Source organism: Agrococcus sp. HG114, from assembly GCF_024723325.1.
Classification (GTDB): domain Bacteria; phylum Actinomycetota; class Actinomycetes; order Actinomycetales; family Microbacteriaceae; genus Agrococcus.
Genome location: NZ_JANQCH010000004.1, coordinates 26,239 through 41,594 on the forward strand (window position 1 = coordinate 26,239; position 15,356 = coordinate 41,594).

Annotated in this window: 14 protein-coding genes; all 14 read left to right on the forward strand. The window is 71.5% G+C overall.

Translation table 11 applies throughout. The features are described from left to right. The first annotated feature begins 61 nt into the window (after positions 1-61). The 14 genes from NWP09_RS01290 to NWP09_RS01355 all read left to right on the forward strand — a co-directional run bounded on the left by NWP09_RS01290 (position 62) and on the right by NWP09_RS01355 (position 15,156). Positions 62-946, forward strand: a complete 885-nt coding sequence (locus NWP09_RS01290; protein ID WP_258273732.1) for an ABC transporter permease — start codon at positions 62-64, stop codon at positions 944-946. Next, a complete protein-coding gene (locus tag NWP09_RS01295) occupies positions 943-1,770 on the forward strand; it encodes an ABC transporter ATP-binding protein (protein WP_258273733.1) in 828 nt (275 codons plus the stop codon). Before NWP09_RS01290 ends, NWP09_RS01295 begins: the two co-directional genes overlap by 4 nt. Next, positions 1,767-2,594, forward strand: a complete 828-nt coding sequence (locus tag NWP09_RS01300) for an ABC transporter permease (protein WP_258273734.1) — start codon at positions 1,767-1,769, stop codon at positions 2,592-2,594. The genes NWP09_RS01295 and NWP09_RS01300 overlap by 4 nt, the downstream gene beginning before the upstream one ends. A 12-nt stretch (positions 2,595-2,606) precedes the next feature. Continuing rightward, on the forward strand, positions 2,607-3,752 hold the full coding sequence (locus NWP09_RS01305; protein ID WP_258273735.1) for an ABC transporter substrate-binding protein: 1,146 nt from the start codon (positions 2,607-2,609) through the stop codon (positions 3,750-3,752). A 1-nt stretch (position 3,753) separates the two neighbouring features. Next, positions 3,754-4,611 (forward strand): nitrilase-related carbon-nitrogen hydrolase, encoded by an 858-nt coding sequence (locus NWP09_RS01310; RefSeq protein WP_258273736.1) that lies wholly within the window; start codon positions 3,754-3,756, stop codon positions 4,609-4,611. 165 nt (positions 4,612-4,776) lie between these two features. Next, complete coding sequence (locus NWP09_RS01315; protein ID WP_258273737.1) at positions 4,777-6,366, forward strand: NCS1 family nucleobase:cation symporter-1; 1,590 nt, start codon at positions 4,777-4,779, stop codon at positions 6,364-6,366. After that, positions 6,363-7,484 (forward strand): zinc-binding dehydrogenase, encoded by a 1,122-nt coding sequence (locus NWP09_RS01320; protein ID WP_258273738.1) that lies wholly within the window; start codon positions 6,363-6,365, stop codon positions 7,482-7,484. Before NWP09_RS01315 ends, NWP09_RS01320 begins: the two co-directional genes overlap by 4 nt. Beyond that, positions 7,481-8,980: an aldehyde dehydrogenase family protein gene (locus NWP09_RS01325; RefSeq protein WP_258273739.1), complete on the forward strand. Its 1,500-nt coding sequence runs from the start codon at positions 7,481-7,483 to the stop codon at positions 8,978-8,980. Before NWP09_RS01320 ends, NWP09_RS01325 begins: the two co-directional genes overlap by 4 nt. Then, the gene (gene hydA, locus NWP09_RS01330; RefSeq protein WP_258273740.1) at positions 8,977-10,398 is read left to right on the forward strand and encodes a dihydropyrimidinase; all 1,422 of its coding nucleotides are present in this window, start codon (positions 8,977-8,979) and stop codon (positions 10,396-10,398) included. Before NWP09_RS01325 ends, hydA begins: the two co-directional genes overlap by 4 nt. After that, positions 10,395-11,402, forward strand: a complete 1,008-nt coding sequence (locus tag NWP09_RS01335; RefSeq protein ID WP_258273741.1) for an LLM class flavin-dependent oxidoreductase — start codon at positions 10,395-10,397, stop codon at positions 11,400-11,402. The genes hydA and NWP09_RS01335 overlap by 4 nt, the downstream gene beginning before the upstream one ends. 7 nt (positions 11,403-11,409) lie before the next feature. Further along, positions 11,410-12,165, forward strand: coding sequence for an IclR family transcriptional regulator (locus NWP09_RS01340; protein ID WP_258273742.1), 756 nt, complete (start codon positions 11,410-11,412; stop codon positions 12,163-12,165). 200 nt (positions 12,166-12,365) lie between these two features. Next, entirely contained in the window at positions 12,366-12,959 is a 594-nt protein-coding gene (locus tag NWP09_RS01345) for an amino acid synthesis family protein (protein ID WP_258273743.1), read from the forward strand. Beyond that, entirely contained in the window at positions 12,956-14,350 is a 1,395-nt protein-coding gene (locus NWP09_RS01350; RefSeq protein ID WP_258273744.1) for an aminotransferase class III-fold pyridoxal phosphate-dependent enzyme, read from the forward strand. The genes NWP09_RS01345 and NWP09_RS01350 overlap by 4 nt, the downstream gene beginning before the upstream one ends. Continuing rightward, the gene (locus NWP09_RS01355; RefSeq protein ID WP_258273745.1) at positions 14,347-15,156 is read left to right on the forward strand and encodes a carbon-nitrogen hydrolase family protein; all 810 of its coding nucleotides are present in this window, start codon (positions 14,347-14,349) and stop codon (positions 15,154-15,156) included. Before NWP09_RS01350 ends, NWP09_RS01355 begins: the two co-directional genes overlap by 4 nt. Positions 15,157-15,356: the final 200 nt, after the last annotated feature.

A 15,356-nucleotide genomic window follows, 5' to 3' on the forward strand; every position in this document is an offset into this window, starting at 1 on the left:
CGGAGGTCTTATGTCGACGACGACGTTGTCCGGGAGGCGGATCCCTGCATCCGCCGAGCCCGTGAGCGCGCCGCCACGAGGGCGGCGCGGCTGGCCACGGCCCGCGGCGCTGCAGTACCTCGCGATCTCGGTGGGCCTCATCGTCGCGGCAGCGGCCCTCTGGGAGGGCTACAAGCTGCTCGGCGCGGCGACCGGCGGGAAGATCCCGTTCACCGACCTGCCGCTGCCGATCGCCTCGAGCGACCTCGCGATGCCGCACCTGTGGACCATCATCGGCGCGCTCGGCGCGCCGGCGTCCAGCGCGACGAGCGAGTCGCTGCTGTCGTACCTGCTCGGCGAGACGAGCGTCACGCTCCGCGAGGCGGCGTACGGCCTGCTGCTCGGCAGCGGGCTGGGCGTGCTCCTCGCGATCGGGCTGCGCGAGCTGCCGATGGTCTCGCGCGGCGTCATGCCGTGGCTCGTCGTCTCGCAGACGATCCCGCTCGTCGCGCTCGCACCGATCATCGTGATCTGGGTCGGCGGGCTCGGGCTCCCGAGCTGGGTCGCCGTCACGATCATCTCGGCCTACCTGTCGTTCTTCCCGGTGACCGTGAACACGCTGCGCGGCCTCAACTCCGCCGATCCGATCCACCTCGAGCTCATGCGCTCCCTCAACGCGTCGCGGCTGCAGACGCTCACGACGGTCCGCATACCCTCGGCCATCCCGTCGCTCTTCAGCGGGCTGCGGCTCGCCGCCATCGCGAGCGTCATCGGCGCGATCGTCGGCGAGCTCTCTGCCGGCACGGGGCTCGGCATCGGGCGCGCGATCCTCAGCGCCGCCTACTTCTACTCGACCGGTCCGGAGAAGCTCTTCGCGGCCGTGCTCGTGGCGTCGCTCGCCGGCGTCGTCTTCGTCCAGATCATCGCGATCGCCGAATCGCTCGTCCTGCGCAGGAGGACCCAATGACCACCAGCCCCACCGACACGGGCGTCGCGACGACGACGGCGCCCGCCATCTCGCTGCGCGGCGTCAGCAAGGTCTTCTCGACCTCGAGCGGCCCCGTGCACGCGCTCGACGACATCACGCTCGACATCGAGCCCGGCTCGTTCGTCTCGCTCATCGGCCCCTCCGGGTGCGGCAAGAGCACGCTCCTGCGCGTGATCGGCGACCTCATCGACCCCTCCGAAGGCGTCGTCGAGGTGCACGGGCGCAGCGCCGCCGCCGCCCGCAAGGCACGCGACTACGGCATGGTGTTCCAGCAGGCCGGGCTCATGGACTGGCGCACCGTGCGCCGCAACATCGAGCTGCCGCTGCAGGTGCAGGGCGTCGGTCGCGACGAGCGCCGCGCGAAGGCGCGGCAGATGCTCAAGCTCGTCAAGCTCGAGCAGTTCGAGCACCACCGCCCGCGGCAGCTCTCCGGCGGCATGCAGCAGCGCGTCGCGATCGCCCGCGCCCTCTCCTTCCAGCCGAGGGTGCTGCTGATGGACGAGCCGCTCGGCGCCCTCGACGAGATGACGCGCGAGCACATGCAGCGCGAGCTGCTCGGCATCTACCAGGCCACCGGCACGACGGTCGTGTTCGTCACGCACTCCGTCTCCGAGGCGACGTTCCTGTCGACCGACGTGATCGTGATGTCGCCCCGCCCCGGCCGCATCGCCGAGCACCTCAAGATCGACCTGCCGGCGTACCGCAACGACGAGACGCGCATCAGCGAGCAGTACTTCGCCGAGGAGGCGAAGGTGCGGGCATCGCTCCACAGCGTGCTCGACGAGTCCCGGCGCGCAGCATGACCGCCACGACCGCGATCTCGCTGCCCGCCCTCCGAGGCGCGGGAGCGGCGACCACGCGATCCGCGCTCGCGCAGGCAGTGCCCCCGCTCGTGGTGGGCGCGCTCGCGCTCGTCGCGTGGGAGGCGCTCGTGCGCGTGCTCTCCATCCCCGCCTTCCTGCTCCCCGCGCCCAGCGCGATCGTCGCGACGCTCGTGACCGACGTCGGGTTGATCCTCTCGGCCGCGCAGGTGACGACCGCCGCCGTCCTCGGCGGCATGGCGCTCGGCTCCATCGCCGGCATCGTCGCCGCGTTCGTCGTGAGCCTCTTCGAGCGCGCGGCCAGCACGATCCTCGTGCTCGTCGCGATCCTCAGCTGCGCCCCCGTCGTCGCGCTCGCGCCGATCTTCAACCAGTGGTTCGGCGCATCCAACCTCATGTCGAAGATCGCCGTCGCGGGCATCATGGTGTTCTTCCCCGTCATGGTGAACACGACGCGGGGCCTCCTGCGGGTCGACCCGCTGCACCGCGAGCTCATGCTCTCGCTCTCGGCGTCGCCGCTGCAGCTCATGCTGTTCGTCCGGATCCCGGGCGCCCTGCCCGCGCTCTTCGACGGGCTCAAGATCGGGGCGACGCTGTCGGTGATCGGCATCATCGTCGCCGAGTACTTCGGCGGCACCGCGAACGCGCTCGGCGTGCTCATCGCCAACACCGCCGCCCTCTCGCAGTTCGAGCAGACCTGGGCCGCCGTCGCCGCGGCCAGCGCGCTCGGGCTCGCCCTCTACGCCCTCGTGCTGCTGCTCGAGCGCGTCGCCATGCCCTGGCACCACGCCATGAATCGAACCTGAGGAGGTTCACCCGTGAATGCACCCCGCAACCGCCGCGGCCGCAGCGTCGCCCTGCTCGCCGCCGCTGCCCTCGCCCTCACCGCGTGCTCCGGCATGGGCGGCGAGCAGCCTCCCAGTCGTGCGGCCGCCACGAACGCCGAGTGCGAGACGGTCGACAGCGTCACCGTCGTGCTGCAGTGGGTCGCGCAGGCCCAGTTCGCCGGCTACTACGCCGCGCAGGAGCTCGGCCACTACGCCGACGCGTGCCTCGAGGTCACCATCCAGGAGGGCGGCACGAACGTCGTGCCGCAGCAGGTGCTCGCCTCCGGCAACGCCGAGTTCGCGGTGAGCCACGTCGTCAAGAGCATGGTCGCGCGCAACCAGGGCGCCGACATCGTCAACATCGGCCAGGTGTTCGAGCGCGGCGGCTACCTGCAGGTCGCGTGGGCCGACTCGGGCATCGACTCGCTCGAGGACCTCCGGGGCACCCGCATGGGGTCGTGGGGCGGCGGCAACGAGCTCGTGCTCTACGGGGCGCTGCGCGACATCGGCATCGAGCCGACGCAGGAGATCGAGATCCTCCAGCAGCCGTTCGACATGTCGATGCTGCTCAACCGCGAGGTCGACAGCGTGCAGGCCAAGGGCTACAACGAGCTCGCGCAGCTGCTCGAGACCGCAGACCCCGCGACCGGCGAGCTCTACACGATCGACGACTTCTCGATCATCGACCTGCAGGCCGAGGGCTACTCCGTGCTCGAGGACAGCATCTACGCGCGCGAGAGCTGGCTCGCCCAGGAGGGCAACGAGGACATCGCGACGCGCTTCCTCGCCGCGACCTACAAGGGCTGGACGGAGTGCCGGGACGACGCCGACGCGTGCGTCGACCTCGTGCTCCAGCAGGGGAGCGCGCTCGGCACGAGCCACCAGCAGTGGATGATGAACGAGATCAACGCGCTCATCTGGCCCTCGACGAACGGCATCGGCCGGCTCGACGAGGCCGCGTGGGATCGCTCGATCCAGTTCGCGCTCGACGGCGGCGTGCTCGAGGCGGCGCCGGAGGGCGGCTACCGCACCGACCTCACCGAGGCCGCGCTCGCGCTCGTGGAGGCCGACGGCGTCGACATCTCCGGCGCCGACTGGCAGCGCGCCGAGGTCGAGCTCGTCGAGGGCGGCCGCTGACGTGCGCACCACGGCATCCGCCATCCGAGTCGCCTGCGCGCAGACGGACCCGGTGCTCGGCGACATCGAGGCGAGCACCGCCGCGACCGTCGAGGCCATCCGCGCCGCGGCCGACGAGGGGGCGGATGTCGTGGTGCTGCCCGAGTGCGCGTCCTCCGGCTGGGCGTTCCACGACCAGGCGGAGGCGCGCGCCGCGGCGCAGCGGGTCGACGGACCCACGATCCGCGCGTGGCACGCCGAGGCGCGATCGCGCGACCTCTGGGTGTGCGGCGGATTCGCCGAGCTCGGCGACGACGGCTTCGTCTACAACTCCGCCGCACTCGTCTCGCCCGACGGCGTCGCATCCGTCTACCGCAAGGTGCACCTCTGGAACACGGAGCACGACGCCTTCACCCCGGGCGATCGCGGCTTCCCCGTGGTCGAGACGCCGTTCGGCCGCGTCGGCATGCTCATCTGCTACGACGCGTGGATCCCCGAGAGCTTCCGCTCGCTCGGCCTGCAGGGCGCCGACCTCGTGCTCGCGCCGAGCGACTGGGTGCCGAACCCCAGGCAGCCCGCTGGCCTGCCGCCCTCGGCGCACATCGTCACGATGGCGGGCGCGCAGGCCAACCAGTGCTACGTCGCCTCGGCCAGCCGCGTCGGGACCGAGCGCGGCACGACCTTCATCGGCGCGAGCATCATCGTCGATCCGTTCGGCTGGCCGCTCGCGCGCCCCGGCACGGACGGAGTCGACGTCATCTGGGCCGACATCGATCCCCTCGGCACGCGCGCCGCCCGCCTCGCCGATCCGTTCAACCGGCCGCTCGGCGATCGGCGGGCGGATGCCTACGCCCCCGGCATGGAGGATGCACGACGATGAGGAGCAGGCGGCAGCACCGCGCCGCCCGTCACCTTGCGTACGGAATGAACCGATGGTTCACTGGATGAACTGAGGTGCGCGAGCCACCGCTCGGAGCCTCCCCCCAAAGCGATGGCGCTGCGGCCGCATGTCCGGCGCCGGAACCGACCGAGGAAGGTCTCGACCATGAGCAACGCCGTCGAGGTGCAGCGCAGCACCGACGCCGCCGCCGATCCCGAGCTCGCCGCCGAGCGCGAGATCGAGCAGAGCGCCTACAGCAACGAGGATCTGCGGCCCGTGCCCAAGGCCAAGCGCACCTGGCACACCTACAACTACGCCGCGCTCTGGATGAGCATCGCGCACGGCATCCCCACGTACTACCTCGCATCCGGCCTCATCGACATGGGGATGAGCTGGGTGCAGGCCGTCGGCATCATCGCGCTCGGCAACCTCATCGTCACCGTCCCGCTCCTGCTGAACAGCCACGCTGGCACGAAGTACGGCATCCCGTTCCCCGTGTTCGCCCGGGCGGCCTTCGGCCTCCGCGGCGCGAACGTGCCCGCGCTCATCCGCGCGATCTCCGCGTGCGGCTGGTTCGGCATCCAGACGTGGGTCGGCGGCCAGGCGATCTACACGCTCATGGGCGTGATCCTGGGCGACGGGTGGCGGCTCGCGGCCGAGATGGGCGGTCAGCCCTGGACCGTGTGGCTGTCGTTCGGGATCTTCTGGCTCATCCAGATGGCGCTCGTGCTCCGCGGCATCGAGTCGATCCGGCAGCTCGAGAACTGGGCTGCGCCGCTCATCCTCATCGTCGCGGGCGTGCTGCTCGTGTGGGTCATGACCCTCGCGGGCGGGCTCGGCCCGATCGCCTCCGCGCCCTCGTCGCTCGGCTGGGGCCCGGAGTTCTGGAGCATCTTCCCCGGCGCGCTCATGGGGATGATCGCGTTCTACGCGACGATGTCGGTCAACATCTCGGACTTCACGCGCTTCGCGAAGAGCCAGAAGGCGCAGATGGTCGGCCAAGCCTCGGCGCTCACGCCCACCGTCGCGCTCTTCACGACCATGGGCGCGCTCACGACCTCGGCGACCGTCGAGGTGTGGGGCGAGGCCATCTGGGATCCGGTCGAGCTCGTCGGCATGATCCCGAACATCGCCGCCGTGCTGTTCGCGATGCTGTGCATCATCGTCGCGACCGTCGCCGTGAACGTCGCCGCCAACACCGTCGGCCCCGCCTACGACTTCTCGAACGCCTTCCCGCGCGTCGTGACGTTCAAGATCGGCGGCCTCATCACCGGCGTCATCGCGATCCTCATGCAGCCGTGGAACCTGCTCGCGAGCTCCGACCTCTACATCTTCGTGTGGCTCGGCATGACCGGCACGTTCCTCGGCTCGGTCGCCGGCATCCTCGTCGCCGAGTACTGGCTCATCCGCCGTCGGCACCTCGCCGTCGACGAGCTGTACTCGCCGACCGGCCGGTACTGGTACCGCGGCGGATTCAACTGGCGCGCGCTCGCCGCGATGGCCGTCGCCCTCGTGCTCTCGGTCGGCGGGGCCCACTCGGCCGCAGGCGGGCCCTTCCCCGAGGATGGGCTCATCGCGCTGCTGCGCCCGCTCTACGACTACAACTGGCTCGTCGCCTTCACCGTCGGCCTCCTCGTGCACTGGGCGCTCGCCCGGCTCGCGCCCGCCGACTCGCACCGCATCGACGCGGCCGAGCGCCGCACGACCGCCCCGACCACCGCATCCGCCCCCGAGCCCCAGGAGGCCCACGCATGAAGACGCAGGCAGCAGTGATCCTCGAGACCGGTCAGGACTGGACGGTGCGCGAGATCGACCTCGCGCCGCCGCAGGCCGGCGAGGTGCTCGTCGAGTTCACCCACGCGGGGCTGTGCTTCTCGGACGAGCACCTGCGCGACGGCAACCTCGGCGCGCTCCCCGCGGTCGGCGGGCACGAGGGCGCCGGGATCGTGCGCGAGGTCGGGCCGGGCGTGACCGGCCTCGAGCCGGGCGACCACGTCGCGGCGTCGTTCGTGCCCACGTGCGGGCAGTGCGACTGGTGCGTGACCGGTCGCTCGAACCTCTGCGAGCAGGCGGCGAACGACCCGGACAGCACCGACACGAGCGGCCACCGCTTCTCGATCGACGGCGAGCCCGTGCCCGCGAACTGCGGGCTCGGCACCTTCGCCCGGTTCTCCGTGGTGCGCGCGAACACCGTCATCAAGGTGAGCAAGGACGTGCCGCTCGCAGCCGTCGCCGTCGCGAGCTGCGGTGTGCTGACCGGCTTCGGCGCGGCCGTGCATGCCGGGAAGGTCACGGCGGGCGACGTCGTGCTCGTGCTCGGAGCGGGCGGCGTCGGCGTCAACGCGGTGCAGGGCGCGCGCATCGCGGGTGCTCGCGACGTGGTCGTCGTCGACAGCAATCCGGTCAAGCTCGAGACCGCGCGCGAGTTCGGCGCGACCTCCGCCTTCGAGTCGATGGCGGATGCGGTGGCGCACGTCCAGCGCGTCCATCCCGTCGCGTCCGGGGCCGACGTGGTCATCGTCGCGACCGGCAACACGACCGAGGGCGTCGTGACCGCCGCCTACTCGGCGCTCGGCAAGGGCGGCACGCTCGTGCTCGCCGGCATGTCGCAGGACGTCATGGAGAAGAACATCCACCTCGCCGGCACGCAGCTCATCTTCAAGGAGCAGACGATCCGCGGCACGATCTTCGGCTCCTCGAACCCGCGCCACGACATCCCGATGATCCTGGACCTCTACGCGCGGGGCGTGCTCAAGCTCGACGAGCTCGTGTCGCGGCAGTACTCGCTCGACGAGATCAACCGCGGCTTCGAGGACCTGCGCACCGGCAAGAACCTGCGAGGCGTGCTCGCGCACGCGGGAAGCGAGGCATGACCGTGGAGACGACGAAGCTGTACATCGACGGCGCCTGGCGCGAGCCGAGCACCTCGGCGCGCGGGACGGCGATCGACTCGAACACCGGGCAGCCGATCGGCAGCTACCCGCTGGGCGGCCCCGCCGACATCGACGCGGCCGTCGCCGCCGCACGCCGTGCCCTCGACGACCAGTCCGGCTGGGGCGGCTCGACCGCCGCGGAGCGCATCGCGGTCATGCGCCGGTTCGCCGACGCGATCGGGCGCCGCCGCGACGCGATCGGCGGCCTCATCGCAGCGGAGGTCGGCACGCCGCTCGCCCGCGCGACCTTCTCGAACGCCGACGCCGCCACGTCGCTCCTGCGCTTCTACGCCGACGTGCTCGAGCAGACCGAGATCGAGGACCTCCGGCCCGCCGGCCGCGGGCACTCGCTCGTCCGCCGCGAGCCCATCGGCGTCGTCGCGATGATCGCACCGTGGAACTTCCCCCTCTCCACCCTGTTCTTCAAGGTCGGTCCCGCGCTCGCCGCCGGCTGCACCGCCGTCATCAAGCCCGCATCCGTCACCGCCCTCGACTCCTTCCTCATCGCGGAGGCCGCCGACGAGGCGGGCGTCCCCGCGGGCGTGCTGAACTTCGTGCCGTGCGACCGCACGACGGGCGACCACCTCACCGCTCATCCCGGCATCGACAAGGTCGCGTTCACCGGCTCGACCGAGGTCGGCCGCCGCATCGGCCGCATCGCCGGCGAGCAGCTCAAGGAGGTCTCGCTCGAGCTCGGCGGGAAGTCGGCCGCGCTCCTGCTCGAGGACGCCCCGATCGACGTGTTCGTGCAGGAGCTGCACGACCTGAGCTTCTCGAACAACGGCCAGGCGTGCACGAACAACTCGCGCATCATCGTGCCCGACGCGATCTACGACGAGGTCGTCGAGGCGGTCCGCGCCGAGGTGAGCGGATGGGTCGTCGGCGACAGCAGGGACCCCCAGACGGTCATCGGGCCCGTCTCCAGCGCCTCGCACAAGGCGTCGATCGAGCGCTACTACGAGATCGCGCGCGAGGAGGGGGCGCGGGTCGTCGTGGGCGGCGAGGCGGATGAGCGCGAGGGCTTCTTCGTGCAGCCGTCGGTGTTCGCCGACGTCACGCGCGACATGACGGTCTTCCGCGAGGAGCTCTTCGGCCCGGCCATCTCGATCACGCGCTACTCCGGCGACGTCGAGGAGGGCATCCGGCTCGTCAACGACTCGGAGTACGGCCTCTCGGGCGGCGTGTTCACGAGCGACGAGCAGGTCGGCCTCGAGGTCGCGCGGCGGCTCGAGACCGGCACGGTCGGCTGGAACATCGCGAACTTCGACATGGGCGCGCCGCTCAACGGCCGCAAGGCCTCGGGCGTCGGGTTCGAGCTGGGCGCCGAGGCGCTCACGCACTACTTCCACTACAAGACGATCTTCACGCCCGTCGTGCCCGAGCGCATCGGCGAGCGGGCGCAGCTGCCGGGCGCCGCGGCGATGGCGGGCGCATGACGCGCACCCTGCTCCGCGGCGGGACCCTGGTCTCCTCGGTCGAGGAGACGCGGGCCGACCTGCTGATCGACGGCGAGCGCATCGTGGCCGTCGGGCTGGAGCTCGACGCGGGGGATGCGACGGTCGTCGACGTCACCGGCTGCGCGCTGCTGCCCGGCGGCATCGACACGCACACGCACTTCGAGCACATGGTCGCCTCCGGCGCGACCCGCACCGCCGACGACTTCACCTCCGGGTCGATCGCGGCGCTGTGCGGCGGCACGACGACGGTCGTCGACTTCGTGCGCGCCCCTGCCGACACCGGCATCCGCGACGCGTTCCTCCGTCGGCGCGACCGCGCGGCGGAGTCGATCGCGACCGACTTCGGCCTGCACCCGATGGCGACGGCCGCCGTGAGCGACGCCGCCTCCATCGCCGAGCTGCAGCGGCTCGCGACCGAGGAGGGCGCGACGAGCTGGAAGTTCTTCATGGCCTACCCAGGCTCGATGGTCGGCGACGACGTGCTGCTCGCCGGGTTCCGCGCCGCCGCCGAGGTCGGGGCGCTGCCGATGGTGCACGCCGAGAACGGCCACATGGTGGCGGATGCGATCGCCCGCCTCGTCGCGGACGGTCGTGTCGACCCGACGCAGCACGTGCACGGGCACCCCGGTGCCGCCGAGGCCGAGGCGATCCAGCGCGCAGCCGCGCTCGCGAAGCACGCGGGCAGCGAGCTCTTCGTCGTGCACGTCTCCGCCGCCGAGGCGGTCGACGCGCTCGTGCGGCTGCGCGACGAGGGCCAGCGCATCGGTGCGGAGACCTGCCCCCAGTACGTCGGCGCGGCAGCCGACGCCGCGCACGTGACCGGCGCGCTCGCCGCCGGCTTCGTGTGCTCGCCGCCCATCCGCGAGGCCGCGAACCAGGAGGCGATCTGGCGCGGCATCGAGCAGCGCGTGCTGCACACGATCGGCACCGACCATGCGGCGTTCACGCTCGCGCAGCCCGAGGACCTGCCGCCGCAGAAGGTCGTCCACGACGACTTCACGCGCGTGCCGAACGGCGTCCCCGGCGTCGAGGAGCGGCTCATGGTCATGCACGAGCTCGGGGTGCGGCGCGGCCGCTTCCCGCTCACGCGCTTCGTCGACCTCGTCGCAGCGGAGCCCGCGCGCCGTTTCGGCCTCGAGCGCAAGGGCTCGCTCGCCCCGGGCAAGGACGCCGACGTCGTCGTCTGGGATCCGGCTGCGACCCGCACGCTCCGCGCGAGCGAGCTGCACAGCCGCAGCGACTACTGCGTCTACGAGGGCCTCGAGGTGCACGGCACACCGCGCTCGGTGTGGCGCCGCGGCACGCTCGTCGCCGAGCACGGCGAGCCCGTGGGCGAGCTCGCCGGCACGGGCGCCTACCAGTACCGATCCACCACCACTCCGACGGAGGCACGATGACCCTGCAGCTCGGCATCCACCTGGGGGAGCGCTTCACCCTCGACGACACGATGGCCGCGGCCGACCTGGCCGAGCGCTACGGCTTCGACTCGCTGTGGGTCGCGGAGGGCCGGCTGACGCGCGACGCGCTCACGATCATGGCGCTCCTCGCGCAGCGCACGTCGACCGTGCGCATCGGCTCGGGCGTCGTCAACAACAAGTCGCGCAACGCCGCCCTCATGGCGGTGAGCTTCAAGACCCTCGACGAGATCGCGCCCGGCCGCATCATCTGCGGCATCGGCGCGTGGTGGGAGCCGCTCGCGTCGAAGGTCGGCACGCCGCTCAGGAAGCCCGTCACCGCGATGCGCGAGTACGTCGACGTGCTGCAGCGGTTCTTCCGCAACGAGGAGGTGACGGTCGACGGCGAGTTCGTGCAGATGGACGGCGTGCGGTTCGACCGCATGTACGCCGACAACGTCGCCGTCGACATCCCGATCTACGCAGGTGCGGTGGGCCCGCGCATGCTCGAGCTCTCGGGCGAGATCATGGACGGCGTCTACCTCGACTTCCTGCTGCCCGTCTCGTACGTCGACTTCGCCCGCGCGCAGCTCGAGAAGGGCATCGCGAAGCGCGCCGACGGGGTGACCGCCGTCGACATCACCCAGACGATCGCGTGCGCGGTCGACGACGAGGACCCCCGCCGCGCGATCGACGCGTGCAAGAACTTCCTCACGATGTACCTCATGCAGCAGCCGCACATCGCCGAGCACGCGGGCGTCGAGCCCGAGGTGGTCGAGCAGATCCAGCAGGTCGCGGGCTGGCCGGCGACCCCGGAGGACATCGAGAACGCCATGCAGTTCGTCTCCGACGAGGCGGTGCACCGCGTGTGCGCGGCCGGGTCGACGGCGGATGTCGTGGCCAAGCTCGAGGAATACCATCGGGCGGGTGTGCGGGTCACCGTGCTCAACCCCCTGGGCGCGAACAAGCTCGGCACGATCGAGGCCGTCGCTCGCGCCATTGCATGATGGAGCCATGGTGAACGACCGCAAGGATGCCGGACTCGTCCAGAAGACCGTCCACATCGTCAGCGCGGTCGCGGCGCACCCGGACGGTGTCGGCCTCTCTGAGGTCGCGCGCGCGACCGGCTTCTCGAAGGCGACGTGCTTCCGCATCCTGACCGCGCTCGAGGAGGAGGGCTGGCTCGTCGCCGATCCGGTCACGCGCCACTTCAGCCTCTCGCTCGACCTGTTCCTCCTCGTCTCCTCCCAGCACACCGCCGAGCGGCGCTCCGCGATGATCGACGAGGTGCTGCGCGGCGTCGCGGCGGAGGTCGAGGAGGCGGCGGGCCTCGACCGCCTCGACCAGCGCGCCGCGCTCGTGCTGCGCGAGTTCTCGGGCCCGCACCAGATCGGTCACACGCCCCGCGCGGTGCCCCGCCGGCTGAGCGCCGTGCGCACCTCGACCGGCAGGGTGATGCTCGCGCACGGGGATCGAGCGGTCGCGCGGCGGCTGTTCGAGGAGGACGCGTCGAGCGGCGCGCCCCTGAAGGTGGCCGACGCCGATGCCTTCGACGCGATGCTCGACCGCGTGCTCGAGCAGGGCTACGCGATCTCGAGCGACGAGCTCGAGCCCGGCCTCACCGCGATCGCGGTCCCCGTCCCGGGCGGCGACGCCGTCTCGTACGCGACCTGGGTGTCCGGGCCGACGTTCCGCATGGCCGAGCGCGATCGGCCGCAGGTCGTGGCGACGCTCCGCGGCGCCGCGGAGCGCCTCAGCGCGCTGCTCTGATCGCACCGGCAGGCCCTTGGGGGCCCCGTCCGCCGCGGCGGCCGGGGCCCCTTCGGCATCTCCGACGGCGATTCGCGCCGCGGGCTTGGCTTTTCGCGGCTGCGCTCGTACCATTGCTATAAATGAACCGACGGTTTAGTGGGTGAACCGATTTGAAGCGAAGTGGCTTCGGCCGGGGCCCGGGAGCAGGAGGAGCCAGCGTGAGCATCGTCGTCAGGAAGATCGTCCGCCACCGCGAGGAGACGCTGCGGGAGAACGGACGCGACGTGCCGCGCAAGCACGTCGTCGCCTGGGTCGCCGCGGTGATCGAGAACCCCTACGGCACCGAGGGCTACGTCGACGACCTCGTGACCCGCGCCGACGCGATGGGGCAGGAGATCGGCGCGCTCCTCGGGCCCGCCACGGTCGAGCTGCTGGGCGACGAGGTCGAGGGGTTCGGCAAGGTCGCGCTCGTCGGGATCGGCGGCGAGGTCGAGCACGGCTCCGCGATCATCCACAACCTGAAGTTCGGCAACGAGTTCCGCGCCGCCGCCGGCGGCACCGAGCTGCTGCCGGGCGCCGAGAAGGTCGGCCTGATGGGCGCCTCTATCGACGCCGCCGTGAAGCACAAGCTCGACGCCAAGACCCGCTCGCACCACCAGACCATCACGCTGTCGATCCCGGACGCGCCGCGGCCCGACGAGATCGTGATCGCGTGCGTCGCCACGAGCGCGGGCCGGCCGCTCGCGCGCCTCGCGACGTTCGGTGCTGAGGTCGGCGGTGCCGACAAGGCCGACGAGGGCGTGGCGAAGTGACCGGCGTGCTCACGCACGATGCCGTGCAGGCCGGGTCCGCCGACTGGACGCCCGAGCGCATCCTCGAGTCCGACCGGCGCTACGTCATCCGCAGCTGGTCGCAGCAGGGCAAGCCCGCGCAGGCCGTGGTGACGGATGCGCAGGGCTGCTGGTTCACGACCGGCGACGGCCGGCGGGTCCTCGACTTCCAGTCGCAGCTCGTCAACATGAACCTCGGGCACCAGCACCCGAAGCTCGTCGAGGCGATCCAGCGGGCCGTGGCCGAGATGGCCTACATCGGCCCCGGCTTCGCCGCCCGCGCCCGCGCGGAGCTCGGGGAGATGATCGCCGACATCGCCCCCGGCGACCTCGACTTCTCCTTCTTCACGACCGGCGGCGCCGAGGCGAACGAGAACGCCATCCGGCTCGCGCAGCACATCACCGGCCGCCAGAAGGTCATGGCGCGCTACCGCTCGTACCACGGCGCGACCCTCGGGGCGCTCGCCGCCACGGGCGACCCGCGCCACAACAACGGCGGCACGAACGTCCCCGGCATCGTGCGCTTCCACGACCCGTACACCTACCGCACCCCCTCGGGCCTTCCGCCCGAGCAGGACCCGGCGTGCCTCGGCGCGCCCCACCTCGAGGAGATCCTGCAGTACGAGGACCCGTCGAGCGTCGCGGCGATCATCATCGAGTCGATCACCGGCACGAACGGCCTGCTCGTGCCGCCGGACGGCTACCTCCAGTCGCTGCGCGACGTCGCCGACAAGCACGGCATCATGCTCATCGCCGACGAGGTGATGGCCGGCTTCGGCCGCACCGGCGAGTGGTTCGCGATCGACCACTGGAGCGTCGTCCCCGACATCATCACGAGCGCGAAGGGCCTCAACTCGGGCTACGTGCCGCTCGGCGCGATGATCGTCGGTGACCGCTCGCGCGAGTGGCTCGAGGCGAACAAGTTCTGGGGCGGCCAGACCTACGCCGGCCACCCCCTCGCGTGCGCCTCGGGCGTCGCCTCGCTGCGGATCATCGAGGAGGAGCACATCCTCGAGAACGTGCGCGAGCGCGGAGCGCAGCTCGACCGCGCGCTGCGCGCGATGCAGGAGCGCTACAGCATCATCGGCGACGTGCGCGGCAAGGGCCTGTTCTACGGCATCGAGCTCGTGCGCGACCGCGCCACGAAGGAGCCGCTCGTGCCGTTCAACCCGGCGGGGGCCGCCGCCAAGCCGATGCAGCAGATCGTGGCCGACGGCTGGGAGCGCGGCATCTACCTGTCGGCCAACAACAACGTGCTGCGCCTGACGCCTCCGCTCGTGATCAGCGAGGACGAGCTCGACCTCGGCATCGGGATGCTGGATGAGATCATCGGGGCAGCGGACGCACGCCTGGCGAAGGGGGACCACCAGTGAGGGCTGCAGCCATCCAGCTCGCCGTCGGCCGGAGCGTCGACGACACCATCGAGGCAGCGCGCTCGCTCGTCGACGAGGCCGCCGCCGACGGCGCCGACTTCGTGGTGCTCCCCGAGCTCTACGCGGTGCCGTTCGTGCAGCCGCAGCCCGACCCCGAGTACTTCGCGCTCGCCGAGACGCTCGAGGGGCCGTCCAACACCATGGCGCGCGAGGCATCCGCCCGTCACGGCATCACGGTCGTGTCGTCCGTGTTCGAGGCGGCCGCCGTGCCGGGGATCTACCACAACACCTCGTGCACGTACTCGGCGGGCGAGCTCGTGCAGACCTACCGGAAGTCGCACCTGCCGTTCTCGAACGGCTTCCCCGAGAAGTTCTACTTCCGCCCCGGGGAGGAGGCGCCGTCGGCGGTCGACACCGTCGCCGGCCGCGTCGGCACCATCATCTGCTACGAGCGCCACTTCCCGGAGCTCGCCCGCGCGGTCGCGCTCGACGGCGCGATCGCGATGGCGCTCCCCGTCGCGTGCGCGAGCAAGCCGATGCGCGACGTCTTCCAGATCGAGCTGCGTGCGCTCGCGATCGCGAACGGCATGGGCGTCGTGTGCGCCAACCGCTCCGGTCTCGAGGTGGAGAAGGACTACTTCGGCACCAGTGCCGTCTACGGGCCCAGCGGGGAGATCCTCGCGCAGGTCGACGACGGCGACGGCATCGCGATCGCCGACCTCGACCCGGTCACGATCGCCGCCACTCGTCGTACGCGTCCGTTCCTGCGCGATCGCAGGCCGGACATGTACGCGTCGCTCGTCTGAGCGGCATCGCGGGGCCCGCGCCGGGGGTGATGACCGGCGTGGGCCCCGCTCACTCCCTCGCCGCCGCGACGCGCTGCTCGGGGCGCGCGTGCTCGAACCCTCCTGCTGAACCGGAGACGCATCCGTGAACCGCATCGCTGCGCGCATCGCCGCCATCAACGAGTCCGCGACCCTGAAGGTCGACGCGAAGGCCAAGGCGC

Coding starts and splice junctions, on each gene's coding strand:
- NWP09_RS01300 (WP_258273734.1), top strand. CDS start 1,767: ATGACCGCCACGACCGCGATCTCGCTGCCCGCCCTCCGAGGCGCGGGA.
- NWP09_RS01325 (WP_258273739.1), top strand. CDS start 7,481: ATGACCGTGGAGACGACGAAGCTGTACATCGACGGCGCCTGGCGCGAG.
- NWP09_RS01340 (WP_258273742.1), top strand. CDS start 11,410: ATGGTGAACGACCGCAAGGATGCCGGACTCGTCCAGAAGACCGTCCAC.
- NWP09_RS01295 (WP_258273733.1), top strand. CDS start 943: ATGACCACCAGCCCCACCGACACGGGCGTCGCGACGACGACGGCGCCC.
- NWP09_RS01315 (WP_258273737.1), top strand. CDS start 4,777: ATGAGCAACGCCGTCGAGGTGCAGCGCAGCACCGACGCCGCCGCCGAT.
- NWP09_RS01335 (WP_258273741.1), top strand. CDS start 10,395: ATGACCCTGCAGCTCGGCATCCACCTGGGGGAGCGCTTCACCCTCGAC.
- hydA (WP_258273740.1), top strand. CDS start 8,977: ATGACGCGCACCCTGCTCCGCGGCGGGACCCTGGTCTCCTCGGTCGAG.
- NWP09_RS01320 (WP_258273738.1), top strand. CDS start 6,363: ATGAAGACGCAGGCAGCAGTGATCCTCGAGACCGGTCAGGACTGGACG.